At 48.3% G+C, this 25,013-nt stretch carries 28 protein-coding genes; 16 read left to right on the plus strand and 12 right to left on the minus strand.

The window, feature by feature from the left end:
- Positions 1 to 27: 27 nt before the first annotated feature.
- From DFP83_RS00205 to csrA, 7 genes are all read right to left on the minus strand, one after another.
- Positions 28 to 534: a hypothetical protein gene (locus DFP83_RS00205; protein ID WP_110572000.1), complete on the minus strand. Its 507-nt coding sequence runs from the start codon at positions 532 to 534 to the stop codon at positions 28 to 30.
- Entirely contained in the window at positions 531 to 1,583 is a 1,053-nt protein-coding gene (locus DFP83_RS00210) for a tetratricopeptide repeat protein (RefSeq protein WP_110572001.1), read from the minus strand. Before DFP83_RS00210 ends, DFP83_RS00205 begins: the two co-directional genes overlap by 4 nt.
- Entirely contained in the window at positions 1,580 to 2,068 is a 489-nt protein-coding gene (locus DFP83_RS00215; protein ID WP_110572003.1) for an Ig-like domain-containing protein, read from the minus strand. The genes DFP83_RS00210 and DFP83_RS00215 overlap by 4 nt, the downstream gene beginning before the upstream one ends.
- An 18-nt stretch (positions 2,069 to 2,086) precedes the next feature.
- The gene (locus tag DFP83_RS00220) at positions 2,087 to 3,661 is read right to left on the minus strand and encodes a DUF4331 domain-containing protein (protein ID WP_110572005.1); all 1,575 of its coding nucleotides are present in this window, start codon (positions 3,659 to 3,661) and stop codon (positions 2,087 to 2,089) included.
- 82 nt (positions 3,662 to 3,743) lie between these two features.
- The gene (locus DFP83_RS00225) at positions 3,744 to 4,424 is read right to left on the minus strand and encodes an anti-sigma factor (RefSeq protein WP_110572007.1); all 681 of its coding nucleotides are present in this window, start codon (positions 4,422 to 4,424) and stop codon (positions 3,744 to 3,746) included.
- The gene (locus DFP83_RS00230; protein WP_110572009.1) at positions 4,421 to 4,957 is read right to left on the minus strand and encodes a sigma-70 family RNA polymerase sigma factor; all 537 of its coding nucleotides are present in this window, start codon (positions 4,955 to 4,957) and stop codon (positions 4,421 to 4,423) included. Before DFP83_RS00230 ends, DFP83_RS00225 begins: the two co-directional genes overlap by 4 nt.
- 80 nt (positions 4,958 to 5,037) lie before the next feature.
- Positions 5,038 to 5,217: a carbon storage regulator CsrA gene (gene csrA / locus DFP83_RS00235; protein WP_110572011.1), complete on the minus strand. Its 180-nt coding sequence runs from the start codon at positions 5,215 to 5,217 to the stop codon at positions 5,038 to 5,040.
- A gap of 199 nt (positions 5,218 to 5,416) precedes the next feature.
- Here csrA and DFP83_RS00240 point away from each other — a divergent pair, with 199 nt between their 5' ends.
- From DFP83_RS00240 to DFP83_RS00250, 3 genes are all read left to right on the plus strand, one after another.
- Entirely contained in the window at positions 5,417 to 5,764 is a 348-nt protein-coding gene (locus DFP83_RS00240) for a hypothetical protein (protein ID WP_110572013.1), read from the plus strand.
- 117 nt (positions 5,765 to 5,881) lie between these two features.
- The gene (locus DFP83_RS00245) at positions 5,882 to 6,082 is read left to right on the plus strand and encodes a hypothetical protein (protein ID WP_110572015.1); all 201 of its coding nucleotides are present in this window, start codon (positions 5,882 to 5,884) and stop codon (positions 6,080 to 6,082) included.
- 83 nt (positions 6,083 to 6,165) lie between these two features.
- The gene (locus DFP83_RS00250) at positions 6,166 to 8,226 is read left to right on the plus strand and encodes an ATP-binding protein (protein ID WP_181416337.1); all 2,061 of its coding nucleotides are present in this window, start codon (positions 6,166 to 6,168) and stop codon (positions 8,224 to 8,226) included.
- On the opposite strand, the gene DFP83_RS00255 is transcribed toward DFP83_RS00250, so the two are convergent.
- Positions 8,215 to 10,095, minus strand: coding sequence for an EAL domain-containing response regulator (locus DFP83_RS00255; protein ID WP_110572019.1), 1,881 nt, complete (start codon positions 10,093 to 10,095; stop codon positions 8,215 to 8,217). The two genes, DFP83_RS00250 and DFP83_RS00255, sit on opposite strands and share 12 nt — an antisense overlap.
- Positions 10,096 to 10,173: 78 nt before the next feature.
- On the minus strand, positions 10,174 to 10,791 hold the full coding sequence (locus DFP83_RS00260; protein ID WP_181416338.1) for a response regulator transcription factor: 618 nt from the start codon (positions 10,789 to 10,791) through the stop codon (positions 10,174 to 10,176).
- Positions 10,792 to 11,306: 515 nt separating this feature from the next.
- Between DFP83_RS00260 and DFP83_RS00265 the strand changes: the two genes are divergently transcribed.
- From DFP83_RS00265 to DFP83_RS00310, 10 genes are all read left to right on the plus strand, one after another.
- Positions 11,307 to 12,116, plus strand: a complete 810-nt coding sequence (locus tag DFP83_RS00265; protein WP_476733793.1) for a methyl-accepting chemotaxis protein — start codon at positions 11,307 to 11,309, stop codon at positions 12,114 to 12,116.
- Positions 12,117 to 12,128: 12 nt separating this feature from the next.
- The gene (locus DFP83_RS00270) at positions 12,129 to 12,491 is read left to right on the plus strand and encodes a response regulator (RefSeq protein WP_110572026.1); all 363 of its coding nucleotides are present in this window, start codon (positions 12,129 to 12,131) and stop codon (positions 12,489 to 12,491) included.
- Positions 12,492 to 12,500: 9 nt separating this feature from the next.
- Entirely contained in the window at positions 12,501 to 12,782 is a 282-nt protein-coding gene (locus DFP83_RS00275) for an STAS domain-containing protein (protein ID WP_110572028.1), read from the plus strand.
- Positions 12,775 to 14,712, plus strand: a complete 1,938-nt coding sequence (locus DFP83_RS00280; RefSeq protein ID WP_110572030.1) for a chemotaxis protein CheA — start codon at positions 12,775 to 12,777, stop codon at positions 14,710 to 14,712. The genes DFP83_RS00275 and DFP83_RS00280 overlap by 8 nt, the downstream gene beginning before the upstream one ends.
- Before the next feature lie 15 nt (positions 14,713 to 14,727).
- Entirely contained in the window at positions 14,728 to 16,698 is a 1,971-nt protein-coding gene (locus DFP83_RS13715) for a HAMP domain-containing methyl-accepting chemotaxis protein (RefSeq protein ID WP_110572032.1), read from the plus strand.
- Positions 16,699 to 16,709: 11 nt separating this feature from the next.
- Positions 16,710 to 17,222: a chemotaxis protein CheW gene (locus tag DFP83_RS00290; protein ID WP_110572034.1), complete on the plus strand. Its 513-nt coding sequence runs from the start codon at positions 16,710 to 16,712 to the stop codon at positions 17,220 to 17,222.
- Complete coding sequence (locus tag DFP83_RS00295; RefSeq protein ID WP_181416339.1) at positions 17,197 to 18,033, plus strand: CheR family methyltransferase; 837 nt, start codon at positions 17,197 to 17,199, stop codon at positions 18,031 to 18,033. Before DFP83_RS00290 ends, DFP83_RS00295 begins: the two co-directional genes overlap by 26 nt.
- On the plus strand, positions 18,033 to 19,082 hold the full coding sequence (locus DFP83_RS00300; protein WP_110572038.1) for a protein-glutamate methylesterase/protein-glutamine glutaminase: 1,050 nt from the start codon (positions 18,033 to 18,035) through the stop codon (positions 19,080 to 19,082). The genes DFP83_RS00295 and DFP83_RS00300 overlap by 1 nt, the downstream gene beginning before the upstream one ends.
- A gap of 15 nt (positions 19,083 to 19,097) precedes the next feature.
- Positions 19,098 to 19,586, plus strand: a complete 489-nt coding sequence (locus DFP83_RS00305; protein WP_110572040.1) for a chemotaxis protein CheD — start codon at positions 19,098 to 19,100, stop codon at positions 19,584 to 19,586.
- A 135-nt stretch (positions 19,587 to 19,721) separates the two neighbouring features.
- Entirely contained in the window at positions 19,722 to 20,990 is a 1,269-nt protein-coding gene (locus DFP83_RS00310) for a M23 family metallopeptidase (protein WP_110572042.1), read from the plus strand.
- Here DFP83_RS00310 and DFP83_RS00315 read toward each other — a convergent pair.
- On the minus strand, positions 20,987 to 21,487 hold the full coding sequence (locus tag DFP83_RS00315; RefSeq protein WP_110572044.1) for a lactoylglutathione lyase family protein: 501 nt from the start codon (positions 21,485 to 21,487) through the stop codon (positions 20,987 to 20,989). The genes DFP83_RS00310 and DFP83_RS00315 overlap by 4 nt on opposite strands.
- Positions 21,488 to 21,580: 93 nt before the next feature.
- Here DFP83_RS00315 and DFP83_RS00320 point away from each other — a divergent pair, with 93 nt between their 5' ends.
- Positions 21,581 to 22,480, plus strand: coding sequence for a LysR family transcriptional regulator (locus tag DFP83_RS00320; RefSeq protein WP_110572046.1), 900 nt, complete (start codon positions 21,581 to 21,583; stop codon positions 22,478 to 22,480).
- Between the two features lie 21 nt (positions 22,481 to 22,501).
- On the opposite strand, the gene dgt is transcribed toward DFP83_RS00320, so the two are convergent.
- Positions 22,502 to 23,977 (minus strand): dGTPase, encoded by a 1,476-nt coding sequence (gene dgt / locus DFP83_RS00325; protein WP_275540946.1) that lies wholly within the window; start codon positions 23,975 to 23,977, stop codon positions 22,502 to 22,504.
- Between the two features lie 74 nt (positions 23,978 to 24,051).
- Positions 24,052 to 24,333: a putative periplasmic lipoprotein gene (locus tag DFP83_RS00330; protein WP_110572050.1), complete on the minus strand. Its 282-nt coding sequence runs from the start codon at positions 24,331 to 24,333 to the stop codon at positions 24,052 to 24,054.
- A 139-nt stretch (positions 24,334 to 24,472) separates the two neighbouring features.
- Here DFP83_RS00330 and DFP83_RS00335 point away from each other — a divergent pair, with 139 nt between their 5' ends.
- Positions 24,473 to 24,763, plus strand: a complete 291-nt coding sequence (locus tag DFP83_RS00335; protein WP_110572052.1) for a hypothetical protein — start codon at positions 24,473 to 24,475, stop codon at positions 24,761 to 24,763.
- 25 nt (positions 24,764 to 24,788) lie between these two features.
- The gene (locus DFP83_RS00340) at positions 24,789 to 24,983 is read left to right on the plus strand and encodes a hypothetical protein (RefSeq protein WP_110572054.1); all 195 of its coding nucleotides are present in this window, start codon (positions 24,789 to 24,791) and stop codon (positions 24,981 to 24,983) included.
- The last annotated feature ends 30 nt before the right edge of the window (positions 24,984 to 25,013 follow it).

A 25,013-nucleotide genomic window follows, 5' to 3' on the forward strand; every position in this document is an offset into this window, starting at 1 on the left:
GATCGGACCGTGCGCACAATGCGCACGCTACCGGGTGAATTGTGGGGTGTTTTGGTCTAGCACGTGGCGGGGGGCTTTGCCGAGCACATCGCCTTCGACGATAATTTTGTGGTCGGGGAGTTCTTGCCACACGCCATCAATTGCGAGTTGTGAAAAGGCATCCGCTTGGCAGTTGCCGTTTAGCGACAGGACAATATACTGTTCGCGGGCAAAGGTTATGGTCGACCAAGGTGATTCATCACTGAGCTCAAGTTGACACCGATCGGAACCCGCTTGTAACACCAACATTTGCTGCGCAAAGCGTTGTAGCTGATCGAGATTATTGTTGAGTAGCTCGCCACTGATTCCGGCTTCGGGCATCCACGCCTGATTCAATGCGACGAGATCGTGAAAGGTCAGTTGCCAGCGAATAGTGAGGCCTTCGGCTTGCGCTCTAATGTTAATAAACGACGTGCTGAAGGTGTGCGCTTGCGTTGTCGGTAGTGCGCCAGTGAGCAATACCAGTGCAAAGAAAACCCTGCGAACAGCATTCATGGTGCGGACTCCTGGTTGGGTTGCAGCGCTTCGGCCGCTGAGAGTAGACGATAATCGAAGGGCTCCTGTGCCACATCGATGTTTTGTTGCGCCCAGTACATTGCTTGTTCAGCGTCGGGCTCAACATACGTAAAGTAGTAAGCAATGTCGGCGCTGTGCAGTTTTTCGCCGCGCATTACACGCAATTGCATACGCTCGCGCGCATAATCTTGCCAACACTCACCGTGTTGGTTGCGTTTTTCAGCCCAGGCTAAACGGATAGTAATGCTATCTACCGGAGTGTGTTGGCAATCGGCGATGAGCGATTGAGGCACCTGCGCATCGGCGTCCCAGAGGTAACTGTCTAAGCGGCGTTTTTGATCCACCACATGCAAGGGTGCCGGCATCGCTGCTGTCCATTGTTGTGCCGCCTCGTAGTCACCTAATAATAAGGCTTGCTCGGTTAAAATCTGTAAACGCCAGTGAGCGATCGCTGATTGAGCCGCCTTCGGTTGTTGCTGATGTAATTGTTTGAGTTGCGTGTAGGCACGTTCAAGATCGCCAGCGCGTCCTTGAACCTCAAGCAAGCAGGTCGAAACAATCCCTAACGCCGTGCTACCTAGCAATGCGGTACAGTGTTGTTGAGCGACATCGGTTTCGTTAAGGGTGAGTGCGATGCGTGCCAGCATCAGGTGTGCACGGGTATCGCGGGGCGTCTCGCTCAGCACGCGATCCAGCACGTTACGCGCCTGTGCGAAATTATGTTGGTACTGCAACGTATCGGCGACGGCAATCAACCAATCGCGATCCGTGTGTGTTGAACCGACGTCAGTAATCAATTCATTGGCACGATTAAGAAAATAGTGCCCTTGTTCTATCCGCGCCTCGCGCAAGTATTTATCAAGCAAATCGGCCGCCAAATCGATATTATCGGGTTGTTGCTGGTAGGCCGTTTCAGCCTGCGAGATATCGGTAGGCACTGTGGCAGCCTCAGGCTGCCACAGTAATTCGCTTTGATCCGATGGTGCGCTGATAAGGCCCGTCATCAAAATCAAGGCACTTAACATCATTGCTGACCCTCCGACACCAGATCGGCAAACTCAGCGGTATCGGCGACATCATCGGTAAACTCACGTCCGTTAACGGATAATGGTTCATCACGAGGATCTTGGGTAAACGCATCACGCACATAGTTGGCGGTTGATACAGTTTGTGCTTCAACCGTGATGGTGACATTACCGGTATCACTAAACTCACCGTCGGTTACGCTGTAACTAAACATCGCCGCGCCAGTGTATTCAAGCGGCGGAGTGTAGCTAAACGAACCGTCTTGGCTCACCGTTAATTCGCCAACATCAACATCGGAAGCGACAGAGTAGGTCAGTTCATCGTCATTACCGTCAAAGCCATTCAACTGCTCCATCAATGTGGTGTCGGCTTCGACCGTATAGTTAGCGTCGCGTGCTGCCGGTGGCAGGTTATCGTCGCTATCGCCGCCGCAGCTGGCAAGAAGCACAGCTGCAGCCGCGAGAGAGAGCGTATATAACGTTTTCATAATTTATCCCTCCTCAGCTTACTGGTTAGGTGAGCCAGCAATCGGGGTTTTTAAGTACGGGAACTGCGTATCGATATAGCTCGCATCAATCGGGGCACCATCGGTAAAGGGTACGTTGCCGACAGGCGCTTGATCCGGTGTACAGAAGCCTAGATTGGTTGGTTCGCCGTTAACCGGGATGTCGTGACACAAGGCACCCATAACCACACGTAAGGCGATATCCACCACGTCATCACCCGGGCGACGACCATTTGGGAAGCCTGCTAAGTCATCACCAGCAACACCGAACGCGGATTGTTGATCGGCCGGTGTGGCTGGAATCGCGGTGTTTAAGCGCAACATCTCTGATGCCGTGACCGATGCTTGTTGGTTCACACCTTCAAAGCCGGTTAAAAACGCCGCCACTAGATCGGTACGTGGGTAATTGCTAGGTGCAAGCGACTCAATACTGGTTCCCAATGTGGCGTTCACTGGCTCGTTGAACAGCACATCTAAAATAACCGGTAAGGTAGGATGGGTGACGTAATCGGCAAATTGACCGTCTTCGCTCGGATGTGCAGAGTTGAATGTGTCTTTATCATCAATGCCGATGACGAGTTCGTTGACCAACGGCGAGCTCAAGCGTGAAACTTGCACCAGTGCACCCCCGTTTACTTCGGGTTTTTCGAAGTTGGCATTTGGGTTTTGTAAACGTGCTTGTGGAACATGAGCGGTGGTCCACGCACCGACAACACCGTTGCCGTCGCCTGTCACACAGCTTTTAGGCAGTTCAAGTGCAATGGTATTGACGTTTTTGTCGGCGAGGTCGTCGTTGGCGTCACTTTGCTCGATACCACCCGGGAAGGCGCCCGCTTCGATTGGAACATAGTTGACCAAGTCGAAGGTTTCACCCAAGTTAACCACAAAGGGGTCTTTGCGTTGACCAACAAATAGACGGCCCGGAGCTGAACAGTTAGGCACGTTAATTTCATACACGTACTGGTTCGCGTAATCTGCGTAACCGGCTGCACTGCCAAAGGTTTTCTCACCGACAAAGGCAATCGGCTTAGTGAATGATTCTGCGCCGCCGGTGGTCGTTACCGGTGCTGAGGTACCCGACATTTGGCCACCACTGATGACATTAACCTGATACTGCTCATTAAAGTTCAGTGCGCTTTGGTCCATCGCCGATACTTGACCGATTAATTTGAGTGGAACGCTGACGGTTTTATCACCGACAGGCAATTTGACGCCGCCATTAGGTAAGGTGTGGTCAAATCGGAACTCAAACGTGAGGTCTTCTTGTGCGTCGCCATCACTGTCAAAGTGGATCGCATAAACCGCAGCAGGATCCATCGCGAAGTAGTTAGGACCGCCATAGGCGTCTTGCAAAGGGACATAGTTGGCGATCGCTGTGATGTAGTCCTCGCGTCCAGGTTCATAGCTGTTGAATAAATAGAAGTCGGTTGAATCGAGTGCTGGAAAGCGCGAAATGTTAGGTGCTTCGCGGTGACTGGATGCATTTACGTTAAAAGTAGCAACAACGCCCACGGCGGATACGGTCAGTGCGATAGCGCCGGCGAGTGCAGACTGTTTAAATACTGTGTTTTTCATAACAACCCTCTCTGATTTTTATAGGTATTCATTACCTATCCGAACCAGAGAGGGCTTTGGATGCAAAAAATCTAAATTATTTTTACAAAGTTATGATATCTGTTGTGTAGAGCACGGGTCCCGTGGGTGCGCCGGTGGTCGAGCCGCCGGTAGGCTCAAGACTGACCGCTAAAGCGCCCACTTGTGCTAGCTGAAATTCCGCTGGTGGGTCCAACGCCTTTGCCGTCGACGATTCGGGTAGTAGCCCCAGTGAAACGGGGGCGCTGCCGTCTTTAGGCAACATCCATAGCTCGTAATCTTTATCGTTACGTGCCTCGACATTGGGCTGCGGGGTTACCTTGATGCTGTCGGGCTTTACGTTGAGTACCCATAATGTGAGCTGCTGCTCGTCTTTGATCAGGGCAATGCGATCAACTACTGGTACTTCTGGGATTTGCGTTTGTAGCTGAATCACTACAATTAATAAAACAGCAGCGGTGACGGCGGCGAGACCGCCAAAGATACGCCAAAACGGATTACTTGTGCGCGTTGTAGTAAACAACCGTTGCTGAATGTTTTGCCAAACCTTCGGTTGTGGCTGCATTGGTTTGAGCTGATCGGCAAGCCCATTGAGGTGCTGTTCCCAGAGGGTGACTTGCTGTGCGATACGCGGGTACTCGCTGACTAGACTACGAAAGCGTGCGCGTGCTTGACCACGCATCAATCCGGTCACGTAGCGCTGAGCGAGCCCTTCGATGAGTTCATCATTATGGTGATAGTTCATGATTGCAGGCACCTCTTTAAACTCTCGAGACCTCGGCGTATCCAACTTTTTATCGAGCCCAGCGCTTCACCTAAGTAATCACTGACTTCGCGATGACTGAGTCCATACAAAAATGCCAGATGAATGGACTGGCGTTGCGTGCCATCAAGGTCGGACATGCAATGTTCCAGTTTATCGGTGTCAGCGGCGGTTACTGGCAGCGCGTCGCCACCCTGTTGATCGAGCAGTTGCTCGATATCCTGACTGGTTAACGGCTGGCGGCGGGCGTGTCTGAGCATATCAATGGCGCGGTAACGCACCATGCTGGTGATCCAACACATCACTGAACCGGCATCACTGCGGTAATCGGATGCGGCATGCCAGATTTTTAAGTAGGTATCTTGTAACGCTTCTTCTGCTAATGTGCGCTCGCGCAATATTGCATAACTGACGCTCATGAGCCGCGGAGACGTTGCTTGATAAAATCGTTCGAACGCTGAATTATCACCGAGCGCGATGCGGTGTAAATCCTTTGAAAGCTGATATTCAGTCATAACAATCCAAATGAAGTTAACATTCAAATAACAACATAGCAGATAATTATGTATAGATCGCGTTTTTTACGCGCTAGCCGTTATGGCTCGTTGTTTTTCTCAACTTGTATACGTTGATAGACTTCTTCGCGGTGAACTCGGACCTCTTTGGGGGCTTCAATACCCAAGCTTACTTGAGAGTCTGTGGCATTCACAACGGTGATTTTTACATTATCGTTTATGATTAAGGTTTCGCCAGCACGTCTACTTAAAATTAGCATGATCGAGTCAGTCTTCTGAATGATTGTGAAAATGTACTATAAAGAAAAACTAAACAAAACATGATGAATAACTGCTATAAAAATGACTAACGTGTCAATTAACGTCACAAAATGTTCATAAAGTGTTATTAAGACTTCTATTTGACTATGACGGCTGGTAATGTAATCACTACTATATGTTTATTTTTTTGGGGCTCTCATGACCGATGATTGTCGGGATGTAACTGTTATTGCAGGTAAAGTGGCAAAACGCCAATTGATTATCTTTCTCCTACGCAGCGTAGGTGTGGGCATCTTCTCGCTGTTCCTTTTGGTCGGATTTTTCTCGCTATTTGGGTTTGGATATATTGATTTCTTTGGTACTCGCTATAGGGGATTCAGTGGGTTTCTAATGTCACTACCCGCGGGATTAATCGCCGGTGTCGGACTCACTCTTTTCTTCGGTTGCGTGGGGTTACTCGGGCTTTGGGTGACAACGCGGTTAAAGCCGCTAAAACTGTCGTTTAGAGATGTGGTGCGATCAACCAGTGATAACTCATCTAATTAAGGCGTCGCGGGCGCTGGATGCATCATTATAAGTATTTTTACGTATAGTGCTTGGCTGATATTTTTTTTATCCTTTATCAATATTGAATGTTTATACTTTTAGATAAAGGAATATGCAGTGCGGTATTACGTTTTGGGCATTGGCCAATTAGATAATGGACAAGTGATGCGGTTGGTGCACCAGCAGGGTTGTGCTAAAACCAAAGATAAGGTCGGAGTCGTTTCGTTGGGCAAGCAAATGACGATTCAGCACGCAATGATTGAAGCGCAAAAGCTTTACCGCGACATAGAAAAGTGCGATCAATGTGCGTTTAAGTGAGCATAAAACAGCCTGTTTTTATTCTAGCCATTGGGCTATGATGCTGAATAGGTTGTTTTAACGCCATGGAAACGATTGACGGGATGTCTAAAATTTATAAGCATCAGCAGCGAATGATTTCGTCTCAGCTGATTATTGTCGCTATCGGCTTCTCAATATTCGTGTTGTTGTTGGTCGGGCTTCACGTCAATAAAGAACGCGAAGTGGCCTATCGCATTCAAACGCTTGAGCTTCTTGATGTAGCCGCAGATGACTTTGGCAGCGGTTTGCTTGGGTTGTCGATGACGCCTGATTCTAATCCCCTTCGGCAAGCGTATTATGTCGATCGTATTCAATCTGCGCTTTATAGCTTCACCACGGTAAGCGAGCGGCTCAACAACATTGACCTAAGAGATAAATTTCGTGCCTTGTTGCGTGACTTTCAGTCAGAACTGAATGATGAAGATGACTCCCTCCACCTAAACGACGAAGCGTATAGCTTCCAAGCGCAAGTTCATCTCCTCGAACGTCAACTCATGCGCAACCTGATAAAAGACCGTGAAAACCAGCAGCTTTGGTTTTTCGTATCATTGCTCGGTACGATTTTGGTCATGTCCTTTATTATTCTTGCCATGCTGCGCTCAGAGTACCGACGTAATCGCGTGGAATTACAACTGCGGCAAAGCGAAGGTCGGTTCTTGGAGCTCGCTGAGCGAATTAATGAGATCTTTTGGTTGGAAGATTTGCAGCTAAAGAAGCTCATTTATCTCTCACCTGCGTTTGAGCGTGTGTATGGGCGTCCTGTTGCTGACGTTGTTAAAAATACCAATAGTTGGTTTGACAGTGTGCATCCTGATGATAAAGACACTGTATCGGCGTTACGCGAGCAGAGTTTATACAAGCCTGTCGTCATGGAGTACCGAATTGTTCGTCCCGATGGCTCGGTGCGGTGGATCAGTGATCGCGTGTTTCCGATTCACCTTGAGAGAGATGACCCGAATGGTAAAGCAAGCCGTTTGGCTGCCGTGGCGTCCGATATCACCGAGCATAAAGAACTGACTCAGCAGTTATTTGTATCACAAAAGATGGAGGCATTAGGTCAATTAACGGGCGGTATTTCGCACGACTTTAATAATCTGTTAACGGTGATAATGAATAATGCGGAGCTGCTAGCTTGGCAACTCGCGGATGATGATCGTTTAAAGCGTACAGCTCAGCTCATAATAAAGGCCTCAGAGCGAGGCGCGCGGCTTAACCAACAACTGCTGGCCTTTGCCCGAAAACAAGATCTGCACCCAGAAATAATCGAAATGCGAGGGTTGTTAGAAGAAACGGTTGAGTTACTTGAGCGTACCCTGCCTGCGCGTATTTTGGTTAATGTCGACATTGATTACGATACGGCCTATCTATACGTTGATGCAGCACAATTTCAGTCAGCGCTGATGAACTTATGTTTTAATAGTCGAGATGCGATGTCCGAAGGTGGTGAGCTCACGATTTCGAGCACAATCCTGACAAACTCACATTGTGTAGAATATTTATCTATTTCAGTTTCTGACACCGGTCACGGCATCGATGAGACCGAGATAAATAAGGTTGTCGAGCCATTTTATACCACCAAATGTTCGGATAAAGGCACTGGACTCGGCTTAAGTATGGTGTACGGCTTTGTTACTCAATCTGGCGGGTCTCTTGATATTAAGAGCGAGTTGGGAGCCGGAACACGAGTCCATTTGACGTTTCCCTTATCTGCGAACACACATCAATTATTGCAGGCAACCGAGCCTGATGAACAGCTGCTAAGCGTTGACTTGCGCGGAAAACGCATCCTCGTTGTTGAAGATGAAGAACTGTTACTTGAGACCACGGCTAAAACATTGTTGCGCTATGGCTATGACGTTGCGACCGCATCTACTGGAGCAGAGGCGCTGCAGCTGTTGCAGACCGATAATCAGTTTGACTTAGTCTTTTCAGATGTCGTGATGCCAGGCGGTGTTTCTGGGTTTGACTTAAAACGCCACTGTGATCAATTTTATCCGCACCTTAAAGTTGTATTGACCAGTGGTTACAATGACTTCAATAACCCTGAGGCAATAGATGTGCTGCAAAAACCGTACACGCAAGAACAATTGAGCCAAGTGGTGCATCAACAACTAGCGAGTTGAGGCATTTATTGGGTGCGGCTTTAACGCTGTTAACTGGGTTTGGATATTGGTCAGCTCAATGCCGCTAAAGGTTGCATACTCGGTCTGCTCCAGCTTTTCTGCTAGTTCAGTATGGGCGAAAAGACGTTCGCATAGGGCGTTAATTTCTGGCGCCATGACTCGATGTTGAAGCGTAACCAGTAACGTGGTTTCCGATAGCGGTGTGATAATGTCCCACGGTCGTATTTGCTGGTTAAGTACCTTACTATTGAGCTGATTCGCCTCGGATGTGGCGAAGGTCAGGCGGATCATTGTTAAATGAAGCCTCAGTTGCTTGGCAATATCTATGATTTTGTTAAGTCGCTTAACAGCGATCGCAAGCTGTGCTGGCTGTCCTGCTGTGGATAGTGTTCTATGCGCTACATCAAACTCAACTAATCGTGCCAAGCTATCGAGTACGCTGAGCTCCCGTTGAGTGAGTTGATAAGGCTCAGAGCCCATGACGCAGACCGAACCAATAAACAATCTATTGTCGCCCCAGAACGGAAAGCCCGCGTAGAATTTAACTTTATCACGCATCGAGGAAAGCATACTCTGGGTGACATCAGGGCGTTGCGTTAGGTCCTCGAATACGGTCACCGCATTATTGTTCATCACATGAAGGCAAAGGCTGTTTTCCACTGCGACACACTGATGATCCAGCCCGACAGGCGCTTTGATATATACGCTATTCTGCTCGAGCAACGACACTAGGGCGATTTCAAAGCCCATAAATTGATGAATAAACGCGGTAATATAGTTAAACTGAATGGTTTGGTTTTCGGTGATCTCACTGAAAATATCACTGCGGCGTGCTGATTCGCTACCGAGCTTCTTACTGAACCAATCTTCGGCTTGCGCTGGCTGCATCGGCTTGGCGTAGTAAAAATCCTGTAGCAACTCGCAACCGAGTGCTTTTAACTGCTGTATGGTCTGATGATGCTCCGTCTCATCGCTCACCTTCGGTAGGTCAAGAGCAACTTGAAACCCGTTTTGACGCAATCTGGTCAGGTGTTCTAGTGCCGATACATGGTTGGCGATAGTTATCGGCGCCTCGATGACAATTTGTTCGGGTTTAAGTTTATGTCGAACGCAGGTTGAGTGTAATACGTTACCTAGTTCAGCCTTGGCGAGTACATGAATGGAGATACTAATAGCCATGGTCATTGACGTGTTGGCGATGCGAGACTGCAGGTTAGCCAACCATGCGAGTGACTCGTTGATTTCATAATAGGTTAACGAATCGACGACTGCGAGCGTTTCGGCGATAGCAAGAAAGTCCTCTGAATGCAGCACGCCATTGTCCGGACGCTGCCATCGTAGCAGGCTCTTAAAGCCGATCGTTTTATCGGTCAAAAGACATATCTTAGGTTGATATACGCAATAAAACTGCCGTGCTGATAAAGCAAATTTAATATCCACTGCATCAAAACTCAGGGTATTTGATGAACTTAATGTTGGCGCTAAATTGGGGCGAGATTTGTGCTTAATGATCGCCAACAATGCCTCTTTTGAAAACGGCTTGCTCAGTGTTCCTAGTACCTGTAAACCTTGTTCTTGGGCGTTGACGGCAGCCGTTTGCAGAATAGAGGCATCGCCACCGCTCATAATAATAATTGGTAACTTACAGCGCATCCGTGTGAGCATCATGATGACTTGTTCGCTCGCCATATCAGGCATTAACAGGTCGATCAGCAAATGAGTAAACTGTCCACTGGCGATGAGACCAAAAAACTTACACGGTTTAGTGGTGAACTCACACTCGCATTCACAGCCCGATAAAATATGCTTGATCGCTTGACCAATGAAAGCCTGGTCGTCGAGGACTAAGAGGCGAGGGGGCTGGGACATAACATGCAAACTCCATTTGTTAACCCCTCTATATTACCTGTAAAAATGATTTTCGGATATTCGTGAAAATACCGAATTTTAGTGGTGGGTGTCTGCTAACGCAAAGTACTGAGCCAAGGAAGCGACGGAGTTGATGCCAAGTTTATTAAAAATATTTGATTTGTGAGCCTCGGCAGTACGCGGACTTATAAACAATGTTTCGGCTATTTTTTGTGCTGACAACCCTTGAGCGGCAAGCCTAGCCACATCACACTCACGCTTTGAAAGTTTATTGATCTGCTCTTGTGCCTGTTTGACGCGTTGACGTTGCCGCTGTGCTGTCGAAAACTCGGCGACCGCTTTTTGTACTGTTTTAACCAGCGTCGTTATTGATACCGGCTTTTGTAGCAAGGTGTAGGCACCTTGAGTCAGCGCTTTGACGGTATGGGGAACATCCGCGGTTCCTGAGTAAATAATAATGGGTATCGCCACGCCGAGCTGAGTTAACTGAGTTTGGACTTCTAGCCCATGCATATCCGGTAGGCTTAAATCTAATACCAGAGCCGCTTGGTCGGGCAGTTCGTGATGTTGTGAGTGTGATAAAAAATCTTGAGCGGTAGAGAAGCAAGCGACTGCAAAGTCGTGTTGTTCAAATGCCAGACTGAGAGATTCTTGAATAAGCTCGTCGTCGTCCACGACGTACACGGTCTGCTGCATAGTTTCGTCCATTGGTTATGCGTTAACGTCCTTTTTAGCAAGTATACAACACCTGTGCAACATTCGATAAAGTTTTAAAAATAGGTATTTTCACGAGTAGGACAACTGCGCTGCGCTGGGTACTATTTGCCAAGCTTCTAAGACAGGGCATTGCTATGGTAATTAGACGTTTTCTTTTTTTATTTGTACTCAGCGCAGGTATTTGCGCGCTGCTGATCGAAGCGCCATTGAGTTCAGCACTGGTGCTTGCATTAGCGGGTGTTGCGCTTGTATCGCTATTCTGGTTAATGGAGCTGGATCATTTGACGGCGCAGAGTCATGTCTCAACGCTTTGCGAATTGCGTGAAGAAAACCAAACGCTGCGCGCGGCGCAAATTAACGAAGATGAGTTTAAAGCCTATGAGACAGGTTTGGTCGATTCGCTGAGCTATATCCTTAAAACGCTGGAAGCCTGTCAAACAGATATTGATAAGTCGGGTAACTCGTTGAGTGTCAACTTCTCGCAGATGCACCAGATGTTATCAGACGTCTCCGAGTCAATCGATGAATCGTCGGTCAACGCAAGACATAACAGCATCACTCAGGTGCTACGCGGGCTGTCTACTGCATTTAGTGACCTTTGGCAAAAGCTCGAGGAAGCCTCGCGGCATGAACATCAGGTGATAGGCGCTTTGGAGAGCATTGATAACCGCCTCAGTTCATTGTCCAGTTCATCTGCTGAAGTAACAAAGATTGCCGAACAAATTAACCTACTGGCACTCAATGCGGCTATCGAGGCTGCCAGAGCTGGCGAGGCGGGACGCGGCTTCTCAGTTGTTGCTGATGAGGTGCGCGTGTTAGCGAACCGTTCGGCGCAAGTAGGGGACAGTATTGATCGGTCGGTCGCGCAGTTCTCAGATACGATTGATAACCTCAGCTCGATGGTTAAAGCCGAGTTTGCCGCTGCGCGAGACAGTCGTGAAGCGTTAAAAAGCGAGCTCGATAGCCTTTTGGCGGATGTGAAAGGCGGCTTGACGAGTATGGAAAACGATACGCAAGTACTTTTGCAGACCCAGAGCCAAGTTGATCACGCTATCGCCGACGTGACTTATCACCTGCAATTTCAAGACCGTGTGAGTCAGATTCTTGATCATCTGATGTTAACGCAACGCGATTTAATCGGCGTGATACGGCGGTCACATAGTTTTGTCGACGGTGCTGTGCCGGATGTTCGGTATATCCGTCAACGCTGTATTGAGCGCGCGACAACAGATATTGAGCGCGAGTTACTCGGTGTGCGTGCTACAGCAGGTAACCCATCATCTAATGAAGTTGAATTTTTTTAGGAGTGAGTCGTTATGAGTAAATCAATTTTGGTAGTTGATGATTCTCCTTCAGTTCGTCAAGTTGTTGGTCTATCGCTTAAAAATGCGGGCTATCAAGTGGTCGAAGCCGAAGATGGTATGAAGGCTTTAGAGGCGCTTGATGGTCGTCGGTTTCATTTGATTATCTCCGACGTCAATATGCCAATCATGGATGGTTTGAGCTTTGTAAAGCAGCTTAAGCAAAAAGATGCCTACCGTTTTACCCCAGTGTTAATGCTAACCACTGAATCGGGCGACGACATGAAGCAAGCAGGCAAAGCGGCCGGTGTAAAAGCCTGGCTAGTCAAGCCTTTCAAGCCTGATGTATTGCTAAGTGCCGTGAGCAAGCTGGCTTAGGGGTTGTCTATGAAACATTGGGTCGCGCCTCTACAACTGACCATTTTTGATGTTCGTCGTGTGCAAACAGAGCTTGAAGAGCACCAGCTACTCGTGGCTGATTGTGCTGTTGATTTGAGCACTATCGAAGAACTTGATACCAGCGGTGCACAACTGCTGTTGTACTGGATACAAACAGCTGCTCGATTACAAAAGCGGTGGAAGCTAATCGGTCACAACACCTTGGTGGATAGTACCTTTGAACTACTGGGTGGTTATCCCGCCAATATGGAGCATGCGACTCATGTCTGATGCTGGTCAAGACATCTTTCAGCTCGAGGCGCGAGAGCACCTACAACAGATAGAGCGTTCATTGCTTGAGTTGGAGCGTGATCCATCGCAACGCGATGAGCTTGACGCGCTGTTTCGGTCGATGCACACCATCAAGGGTTCGGGGGGCATGATGGGTTATCAGCACTTAGCTGACTTTTCCCATCATTTTGAGTCGGTACTCGATAAAGCGCGCAAAGGGACAGTGAAATTTACGGAGTCGCTTGCTTCTGTGCTTTTGCTGGCGAGCGACCATATCAACCACTTACTCGACGATCCGCAGCCAAGCGCGGATATCCGGCAGCACAGCGATAAGTTGTTAGCAGAGCTTAATCGGTTAGTGGGGGATAGTAGTCACTCCCATGCGTGTGACGATAGCGATACTGAGCATCCGACTGCGCGACTGTGGCATATCGGTATTAAACCCAGTGAGTCTAGCTTTCGAGATGGCTTTGATTGTGTACCGGTGTTGCGCGAGTTAGCGAGCTTAGGGCACTTGTCTGTTACTCGAACCTTAACAGCGCCGGAGCACGGCTTTGATGCTGAATCCTGTTATTTGCAATTTGTTTGTGTGCTGAGCGCGGAAACGACTGAGGCAGCGATACGGGATGCGTTTATTTTTGTAGCTGATGACTGGCAAATCGACATATCGGCGGCTGCTCCTGAAAGCGCGAGTGAAGTGGCAGCACCGTCAGCTGGACAGAGCGAGTTACCGCAATCAAGCAGCACCCGTAAAACTAAAAAAGTTGAAGATCAACTGATCCGCGTGCCTTCAACTAAGCTCGACTATTTAATGTCGTTAGTTGGTGAATTAGTGATCGTGAAGGCTCGACTAGAGCAACTGGCGAGTCAGTCTCATGATGAACACCTAACGGAGGTTTCAGAAGAGCTTACACGGTTGAGTTTAGAGTTACGCGATAACGCCTTTGATATTCGCATGCTGCCGATAGGTTCAATTTTTGGTCGGTTTCAGCGCTTGGTGCGCGACTTATCAAAGAGTTTAGGTAAGCAGGTTGAGTTTATCACCGAAGGTGAGGAGACCGAGTTGGATAAAGTGGTACTCGATAAGTTGAGTGACCCTTTAATTCACTTGATCCGAAATAGTCTTGATCACGGACTTGAAACACCGCAGCAGCGGCTATCTGCAGGTAAACCAGAAGCGGGCACAATAAAGCTGAAAGCGAGCCACTTAAATGGCCAAATTTTGCTTGAAGTGAGCGATGACGGTGCAGGCATCAATACTCAACGAGTGCTTGAAAAGGCACGTGCGAATGGCCTTTTAAGTGAGGGCAATGAGCTTACTAATGAACAAATTTATGGCTTGATATTTGAGCCAGGGTTCTCTACCGCTGCGACGGTCTCTGACGTTTCAGGGCGTGGTGTCGGTATGGATGTTGTGAAACGGTCAATTGAAAGTTTACAAGGACGCCTCTCGGTACATAGCGAGAGTGGTCAAGGAACGACCATCCGTATTCTTTTGCCAATGACCTTAGCAATCATCGAAGGCTTGATGGTGAAGGTTTCAGACAGCCAGTTTGTCATTCCTTTGGTTGCTGTCGAGGAGTGCATAGAGACTTCCTCTACCCAAGATTCAGGGCAAGATGGTGCACGATTAGTGGAGTATCGTGAGCGCTTAACACCGTGCTTACGGCTCAGAGACACGTTTGCGATTGCGGGCGCACGTCCAAAATATGAGCAAACTATTGTTATCAAGACTGACGATAAACCTTTTGGCATTACCGTTGATGAGGTTGTCGGACAGTACCAAACGGTTATTAAAAACTTAGGTCCACTTTACCAAATGACGCCTGGGGTGATGGGGGCGACCATTACTGGTGACGGTGGAGTCGCAATGATTTTAGATGTTAACCAACTCGCAGAAGACGCACGTCCGATGCAATTCGAGGCATAACCCAGTAGGTATACTATGTTAAAACGAATTAACCTTAAAACCATGGTGATCGCGGCGTTCTTCGTGTTGATCGCCTCGCTCATATTGACCAGCTTTCAAGGGCTTCGAGCAACGGACAATATTAACAGCTCGATGACTCGTCTTGTGAACGGACCTGCCGAGCAAGCGCGTAAATCGGCTCGCCTAGAACGCGATATGCAAGAGCTTTCGAGTCTTGCTAAAAGTTTCATCTTGGAACGCGATTTATATGCCATGCAGCAGCTTAAAAGCGATATCGCGACTAAAGCGGATAGTATGCAGGAACGTGCGGCAAGCATTAAACCCTTGCTATCAACTGAAGAGCTGAATCAATTTAGCTTGACTGAGCAGAGCATTGCACGGTATCGCGAGGTGGTTGAACAAGTCATATCGTTATCGTTATTGAACTCTAATGTCCGTGCGAGAGCCATTTCTAACGAGCAAATCGAACCGCTTATGGCGTTTTTTAAACGCAACATCGGTACGCTTGATCTGAATCTAGAACAGCAGCGGTTAATGTTGGTGGCGTTAGGTGATATTCAGGCGTTACAAAAAGAAGTGATTCTAGCGCAACAGCAGTCCACCATGCGGGCGTTACAAGAGCGAATTAATGAAAACCTACAACGTATCAGCGATTTAATGCGCGAGTTACCAGCGTCAACTTCAGTCACGCAATACAACGAGCAGCTCGGCGTGTTGGCAGAGCAACTCGAACTGTTGGCAGCAGCGAGTCAAGAGAACGGCAACAATCGTGCATTTGATATGTTAACCGGTGAAGGCGCTCAACTACTAAACGAAGCTCAGGCCCAGTTGGCGCAATTAGTCGAGCGCAGTAACGGGAAAATGAGCCAAGCGGTTGCTCAGACCGACGCAGATTATCAACAAACGCGAGCAGTTCTGCTTACTTCGGTGATTACAGCCATCAGTTTGGGCATATTCGCAGCCATTATTGTGATCGTGCGCGTCAATGAGGTCAGTCGAATCGCGCAGGTTATTGGCAGCGGTAATTTGAACCAAACGTTTTCTAGCGCGGCGGGGGATGCGGATATATATGGTGTGTTACGCAATATGAACCAACGTTTGCGCGGTATTGTTGGCGAAGTAAAAGAGTCGGCAGGTAATGTTTCGTCTGGCTCGATTCAGCTATCCAGTACGAGCCAGCAGGTGGCACAAGGCGCAACCGAACAAGCGGCATCACTCGAGGAAATTTCTTCATCGATGGAGCAAATGACTGCCAACATTGGGCACAGTGCTGATAATGCTAAGCAAACGGAACAAATTGCGCGTCAGGCAGCACTTGATGCTCAAAAAACGGGTGACGCGGTTAAGCAGTCTGTCACTGCGATGCAAAATATTGCTGAAAAAATTGGCATTATTGAAGAAATAGCACGGCAAACCAATTTGTTAGCGCTTAACGCCGCTATTGAAGCGGCACGAGCTGGTGAGCATGGTAAAGGCTTTACTGTTGTCGCAGCCGAAGTCAGAAAACTGGCAGAGCGCAGTCAGATCGCCGCGGGTGAAATTGTGGAAGAGTCACGTAATAGCTTAGCGATCTCAGAACGAGCCGGCGAAATGCTATCCGCTTTAGTACCCAATATCACTCGGACGTCGGATCTGATTCAAGATATCAGCGCGTCAGCACTTGAGCAGGACAAAGGCGCTAGCGAGATTAACAAAGCCTTACAACAACTCGATGAAGTCGTGCAACAGTCGGCTGCTGCCGCAGAGGAGCTAGCAGCGACGGCAGAGGAACTCTCAGCGCAAGCGGAGCAAATGAATACAGCGATGGAGTTCTTTACCGTTGATGAGCGCTCACAAGGCGCAAACTCTGGCACCCGCACGTCATCAAGTCATGCCAAAAAGGCGATGCAAACGCGTCGGGTTCAAGCAAAGCCTGAGTCGCACGCTCAACAAGCCCCTGGCTTTGCTATCGACTTGAGCGATGATACTGAGTTCGTGCGTTACTAAGGAGAGATGCAATGTCTGCAACAAAACAGATTCTCTCGTTTATTTTACACGATGAGCACTTTGGTTTGGCGATAAGTCATATCCAAGAGGTGTTGGAGTACCGCCGTGTGACGGCGGTACCGCGCACCCCCCAGTTCTTAATCGGTGTTACCAACTTACGGGGTCAAGTTGTACCTGTGGTTGATTTGCGTGCTTTATTCGGGCTGACTCAAAACCCGCTCACCATTAATAGTTGCATCATTATTGTTGATATTACGATAGGCGATGATCAGGTTGCGGTCGGATTGCTCGCCGACCGCGTGTGTGAGGTGATAGAAATCGATGTCGCGTGTCTCAATCAACCGCCGCGACTCGGTAATCAAATTAATACCGACTATATCGAGGCGATTGCTCGACACGAAGATGATTTTATTATCTTACTCGATCTTGCACGTGTTTTTTCAGGGGATGAAATTAGTTCGGTTACACAGGCGATGGAGCTTATGGGAGTGGACATGGATGAATCTAGCGAAGTCAGCAGCTGATAAGCTCACTACCGCAACGCATGAAAAGTTAGCCCGCTTTATTGACGCTCAGGTAGGTATTCAACTGCCTGCGCATAAAAAGAGTTTGATCGAAGCTCGGCTGAGAAAACTCCAATCACAGAGCGACTTTGGTAGCTTAGGTGAATACATCGATTATGTGACTCAGCGGGGCAGTAACGCTGAGGTGCTAACGATGATTGATGCACTCACCACCAATAAAACTGATTTCTTTCGGGAGCCAGCGCATTTTAAGGTACTCACGGATGAGTTACCGCGTCTGATTCAAAAGGGCAGACCACTTAGAATTTGGAGTGCCGGATGCTCTTCGGGGGAGGAGCCGTATACCATTGCCATGGTGATGGAAGAGTTTTGTCGTAACCATAGCAGCGTGGATTTCGAAATTGTTGCTACGGATATCTCTGCGCAGTGTCTGGCGACTGCACAGCGTGGTATTTACCCGAGTGCACGTATTGAGCCGGTGTCAGAAAGCTTACGCAAGCGATACTTGTTGCGCAGCCGTGACCCAAGCAAGTCATTGATAAAAATGTCAGAGACACTTCAGCAACGGATTACCTTTAGCTCGTTTAACTTTATTACTGGGGATTTTAGTCAGTTTAAAGCCTTTGATGTGATTTTTTGTCGAAATGTGATGATTTACTTTGATGCCGCGCAGCGTGCACGGCTACTCAATTTGTTTCGTCAGCAATTAGTGATGGGAGGCGTGTTTTTTCTTGGCCTATCAGAAGGTATTTCTGCTGAACGTAATCAGTTTGAGCAACTCAGCCCAAGTGCTTATAAGCGAGTGATCTAATGAGTTCAATAATCAAAGTACTTATCGTTGATGACTCTGCACTCGTGCGACGCACGTTGGTGGAGATTTTATCTGAGCACTCGGATATTGAAATCGTTGGTGCCGCGACAGAACCGTTTGCCGCGGTCGAGATCATAAGACGCTGCGTACCGGATGTCATTATTTTAGATGTCGAAATGCCGAAAATGGATGGTCTGACGTTTCTACGTAAGATAATGGCACAGCGTCCGATTCCGGTGGTGATATGTTCAACGCTTGTGGGCGATAACAATGAAACTCATATGCGCGCGTTGGAGTACGGTGCGGTTGAGATCATACAAAAGCCAGCACTCAACACACAGCAGTTTTTACGTGATGGCGCAGTTAGATTTATTGATGCGGTTAGGGCAGCAGCACATGCCGATTTAAGAAAATTGAAGCGCCAGTTTGCCGCCCCTGCCATACGTGCAACATTTAAACCTCGTAGCGCCGCGATGGCACGTACCACGGAAAAAGTCATTGTGGTGGGGGCTTCTACGGGTGGCACCGAGGCTATTAAGCGATTTTTAGAGGCGATGCCATTAGATTGCCCCGCGATTGTGATCGTTCAACACATGCCGGAGAACTTCACGCGGAGCTTCGCACAGCGCATGAATCAGGTCTGCGGTATTGCGGTAAAAGAGGCTGAGCATGGCGACTCGTTGCTCCGAGGCCACGCACTTATTGCTCCGGGTAACTTCCACATGATGGTTGCACGGAGTGGAGCCCGCTACCATGTGGACGTAAAGCAAGGACCCTTGGTATCTCGACACCGTCCCTCGGTCGATGTGTTGTTTCGCTCGGCTGCTCAATATTTGGGTGCTAATGGGGTGGGGGTTATTTTGACAGGAATGGGTAATGATGGGGCATCAGGATTACTCGCCATGCGCCAAGCTGGCGCCACGACGTTTGGGCAGGACGAGGCGACGAGCGTTGTATACGGAATGCCTAAAGCAGCGAATGAGTTAGGGGCGGTGATGAATGAGTTGCCGCTAACACAGTTGCCGCAGGCCGTATTGAATGTCTGTTAAGTGAGGATGTAGGCTATGAACATAAAGCAAGAAGTTATTCATAGTGGTGAACTCGTTTTTGGGCGTGGACCGCGAAAAATTTCGACCCTGCTTGGCTCTTGTGTCGCGATTGTATTGTGGCACCCGCAATCGGGATACGGTGGTATGTGTCATTTCGTGCTGCCGACGCAACCAACCACTGAACCCGATAATGCACCGGCTCGTTATTGCGATAAAGCCATGGCGTTGTTTGCCAAGTTAGCCGAGGAGCGTAACTTATCATTAAGCCAGTTTGACGGGCGTATTTTTGGTGGTGGTCAATTGACAGCGGCCGAACGCATGCGGAGCGTTCTAGGTGCCGAGCAGTTGCGGCCGGTGGGACAAAAGAATGCGACCGCGGCGTTTCAAGCGCTGCTGCAGTACGGAGTTAACATAAAAGAGGCCGATGTCGGTGAGTTTGGCTACCGAAAAGTCCGTCTAAACTTATTAAATGGTGAATGTGACGTCCAGTTTGAGGCGTGTTAAGTCATTCGTTGATTTGTATAGTCTCTGTAAAGGCAAAGCCCGTGGCTTGTAGCGGGTTCGCAATGATGGTATTTTGTTGCGCCTTTTTATAGCTGTAGGTAAATAGGATGAATCAAGACTCACGGGGCTTCGCCTTTGAATCGTAAATTGATCATACTCGTAGTATTTATTACGGTGGTGGGCATATGGCTTCTCGACGATCCGAGCCAATCAACTCAATCCACATTAATACCTCAGCCTGTTCAGCCTTTCTCGGCTGAGTTAGATGCGCGCTACGGTGAGCTCAGCGCATTAGAGCGTCGATATATCCGGCCGGCGCGTACGGGGCGCATCATAAAACTCAATAATGGCCAGAACCTCACTTCCTTGTTAGGTAATCAAGGTATCTCGCAGCGCCAAGTCGCATTATTGGCGATGGCGGCGGAGCCTATTATTGACCTTGGGCAGTTACAAACAGGCGTTAACATCGAAATCAGTCATCCTCAGCCAGGTCAGCACCGTGTGCGCTTGGCGCGAGAGTACGGCGAATTAGTGCAAGCGACCTACAAAGAAGGTAGTTGGCATGTAGAATTATTGCATGTGCCTACTGAACAGCTTGCCGAAGAGCATGATTTAGTGATTCATAACAGCTTGTACCAAGATGCCGACCAAAACGGTATTCCCAATGGTGTCATTAATAGCTCGGTGATGGCACTGTCGCATTTTGTTGACTTTCAACGCCAAGTACAACCGGGTGACATTATGGAAGTGCGCTTTGAGCGTAGCGAAGTGACCTCGTTTAAATCACTGTTTAACCATCTGCAAAACCCACTGTTACTGACGTACCTACGCTTTACTAATTCGGGCGAAGATTATCGCTTAATTCGCTACAAAGGCGCGTTTTACTTTCCCGATGGGCGGTTAGCGCAGAGCTTCTTACTTAAAACCCCACTCAATGGGGCGCGGCTTTCGTCTTATTATGGCAACCGTCATCACCCCGTTTTAGGCTACGACCGTATGCATAAGGGGATCGACTTTAGTGCGCCGATTGGTACGCCGATTATGGCTGCTGGACGCGGTGTTGTGAAGCGTGCCAGTCGTTACGGTAGCTTTGGTAACGCGGTGGTGATTGATCATGGCGATGGCTATGAAACCCTCTATGCGCATTTGAATGACTTTGCCAGCGGACTCAAGCCGGGTGACCACGTGAAGCAGGGTGACGTGATTGGTTACTTGGGCAAAACCGGTTTATCGGCGGGCCGGCATTTGCATTACGAAGTGCACCATCACGGGCGCGCGATTAACCCGTTAGATATCAAAGCGCCCGCCCAAGCGCGGCTGCAAGGCGCGGCACTGGACGGGTTTAAACAGCAATTAGCGCAACTGAAGTCGATGGACAGTCAGTTGGCGAGTTTATCACCTTAGTAAGCCCCCTCGCTGTACGTTAATTCGTAGCTGTGGCTGTAAATCTCTAGGATATTACCGAACGGGTCTTCCATGTAGATCATACGGTAAGGCTTTTCACCTGGGTAATAATAGCGTGGTTTTGCCATCCGCTTCTTGCCGCCAGCTTGTACGATTCGTTCGGCTAACTCTTCGACGTTGGGGTCTTGCACACAAAAGTGGAAGATGCCTGTTTTCCAGTACTCAAAGTTATCCTCTGGATCTTGCTGGTTGTCGAACTCAAAGATCTCGACACCGATACGATCGCCAGTCGACAAGTGGGCGATTCGGAAGCGCTTCCATCCTTTGCCAAAGACGTCAGTGCACATTTCACCGATCGGGCTATCGTCTTCAGTAATTTCGGTAGGTTTCATAATTAAATACCAACCGAGCACTTCGGTGTAAAACTTCACGGCTTTATCAAGATCCGGTACGGATAAACCGATGTGAGAAAATGTTCTGGGAAATACGTGACTCATAGTGACCTCCGTTGTTTGTGACGCTTGTAGATTACAAAACAACCTGACATCATGTGAAATTATTACTTTTTATGTTTTCAAGTACAAAACATTATGGTTAATCCGGTTTGGTTACGTACCTTTGTTAGTTTGGCACGGACACAGCACTTTACCCGCACTGCCGAACAGTTATTTATGACACAGTCGGGTGTCAGCCAGCATATTAAGAAGCTTGAGCAGCAGCTCGGCGTGACATTGATTGCTCGAAATTCGTCGGCATTTGAGCTCACCGAGGCTGGACAACGGCTGTTGCAAACCGCTGAGGATCTGGTTGAGACACTGGATTCGTTAGCGACCTGGGTGGCGGACGACCCGGATGATTGTGGCGAAGTGCGCGTGATGTCACCGGGTAGCGTCGGATTAAAACTGTATGATGCGCTGCTGGGTTTACAGCTTGAGCACCCTGGGTTGGTGATTGATTATCGGTTTGCACCGAATGTTGATGTCGAAACGCGTGTTGCTGATAAACAGGTTGATATTGGGCTGATGACGCAAGCGCCTCAGCGCGAGGGTTTGCAGTTTCATCAATTGAGTCAAGAGCAGTTATTGCTGATAACACCGGCGGCCTATCCAACCGTGGATTTCATGACGTTGCGTGAACTTGGCTTTATTGATCACCCAGATGGCTATCATCATGGTAACTTACTGCTGAGTCGAAACTTTGTCGAGTTCTCGCATATGAGCGAATTTAACAAACGCGGCTTTTCTAACCAAATTAACTTGATTCTGGAGCCGGTAAAACGTGGCTTAGGCTTTACGGTATTGCCCGAGTTTGTTGTTGAGCAATCGCAACAACGCGACGCACTGCAGGTTCATCCGCTCTCCCATCCTGCGTATGAACCTGTGTATTGTGTGACACGAAAAGCGCCACAACAGCCTCGTCGAGTGGCGCGTGTTAAACACTTTATTGAGACTAGCATACAGCGACGCGTGGCTGGAGATTGGTTGGCTTGATACGCTAGACCCATGTGTCGGTTAATCAATCACGCGCAGCGAACGGTATTCATCGTATGCAAATTGGTCGGTCATACCGCTGATGTAATCTTGAATGAGACGGCAGCGGTGATAGCGCTCCCATAACGGCGAGCACCCGTTATCAGTGGCTTTAATGTAGGCGCGAATGTGCTTGCCTGATAGCTTGTGGCATAAGCGGCTTGCCAGCGGGTGAGCCCGTTGTATCTTTGGTTGCTCTAAGACAAGTCCTCGAAAGTCAGTCAATGATAGTTTAAGTAATGGCGCATAAATATCGAGCAAGCCAAGAATAATCGTATGTCCACGTAGCTCCTGTTGCTCGACTTCGGGCTGGTTAAAGACGCGTGTTAATGCCAGTTTTTGCAACGCTTCACTGAGCTGATGGGCGGGGCTGTCATCCTCGAGTAGTGCTGCATTAAAGTGGCCATCGACCACCGCATCAAAGTTATCAATAAAGCGTTGTGCTGCATGGTTGACCAAAATGTTGTGGACATAGACGCGCAGCCAAATGAAAAACTGATTGTTGCTATCAATGCTGTTTTTGTCTGCGTAATCGTTGGCTATTTCGAGGATGCGGTTGACTGAGATATCGTCACCGTTGTAGCACAGGTTGGCGATCGCAGGATCGCCACCGAGTGCGCTGAATTGTTCACGAATGCCTTGCGTGACTTGTTCACGGCTGAGTATATGCTTTTCTACCGCGTCTTCTAAATCTGCTATGCCGTATGAGGTATCGTCCGCTGCTTCCATGATATAGCTAAGAAAGTGGCGGTGACCTGGCTTTAAATCGAGTTTTTTATACAGATCATCGATCAGTGATTGTTCGGCTAAGTAGTAGCCCGGCTTTTTGCCTAGATAGCTCAGTGGTTGGTCTTTACTGGGCTTGGGGTCACTGGCTAATCGTGTGTATTTTAATACCGCCGCGATCTGTGTGTAGGTTAGGTTGAGACTCATCAACGAGTGAATTAAGCGTATCGCTTGGGCGTTACCTTCAAAGCTTTGCAGTTCATTCTTAATTGCCACCGCTTCGGGTTCGTCAAAGTCGTTAAATAGTGATTCATTATGCGTTGCAAACCAGCTACTTATCGCCGCTTCACCAAAGTGTCCAAATGGTGGATTACCGATGTCGTGCATGATGCACGCCATTTCGACGCAGCTTTCGATGACGCGGAATAACTCGTGAGGGGAGGTGCCGGTTGCCTCAAGTGTTTTGAAATGACCTTTGCGTTTTAGTCGTTCGCCGATTTCACGGACAATGTAGCGCCCGTTTTGCTGCACTTCGAGTGAATGTGTGAGACGACTGCGTACCGCCGCATTGCGCTCAAGTGGGAATACCTGAGTTTTTTGTTGGAGACGTCGTACCGCCGCGGAGTTGATGATCCGTCCGCGGTCACTCTCAGCGGCGATTATCCAATTACTGGTGTTACGAGAATAGGGGCGATCGGCTCTCATTCGGTTAACAAGACGACGTAAATCCACACGCGGCTCCATTGGTCTTTAAGTAGAGCCCTGTTTTATCAGCCTGTTAAGCCTGAGGCAAGTGCCTTATTACGTTAGTTACATACATCGTCAACCAGTGCTTTTAGACGCTTAATGCGCTTTGCATCACCTGCGCTTTCGGCTTTAGCGAGGTCGATTTGTGCCTGCTGGCATGCTTCTGATTTATCCGTCTTCATGCGTTCAAGCTCGTCTTTTTGATACTGCTCCATGCCTTCTAAGCCTTTATACTCATCTCGCGATTCTTCTGTGCGATCCTTTTGATATGGCTCAGTTTGATGGCTCTCACAAGCTGATAAGCTAGCGGCTAGTGCTAATACGAACAGGATCTTTTTCATGGAGCGTCCTTGATTTTGTAATCTCGTTCGTACAATATGGATGATTGTTATTTTAATGTAAATGTCGGGTGAGGGATTCACTCAACTATTTTCCAAGTGTTTACATATTCATTTAAAAAACAAACAACAATAGTGTCGTATGTTGAACTTAAAAGTATTGCTGGTGGCGCTCAATGCCATTAGATGGGAAATCAGCTTAGTTTCAGGTGTGGTATTATTGGCACTTGCGGTCAGTGCATCACACTTGCCCCTTGTTATGTTTGTTGCATTACTGGTTGGCGTAACAGGATTTACGCTTGCTGCTTATATTTTTATCAGTTTGCTCTTGCTTCGACATAAGCTCATCAAACATAATCTCTATCAATTATTTTTGGCGCAAAGCGAACATGCCCGCGGGCAAGAGATTGCTGGCTTTTTTAAAGGCTATTAATCGCGCTTAATTGACTGGAGAATTTATGGCTGAATCGACCAAAGGTGCATGGCTTAAGCGTGCGCTGTTTGAATTATTTATTGTCTGCTTTCCGCTGATCATTTTTGGTATGGTGGTACTTGCTGATGGCTCGTTTCCGACCATGGCGGGCTACATCGTCGTGCAGCTTCTCACGTTGATGGGCTATATCGTCTTTAAAAATAAAGCGGTTAGTCGCTGATTAAACAACAACATATAACATTCTGCTGAG

This window comes from Idiomarina fontislapidosi, from assembly GCF_003226255.1.
GTDB lineage: Bacteria > Pseudomonadota > Gammaproteobacteria > Enterobacterales > Alteromonadaceae > Idiomarina > Idiomarina fontislapidosi.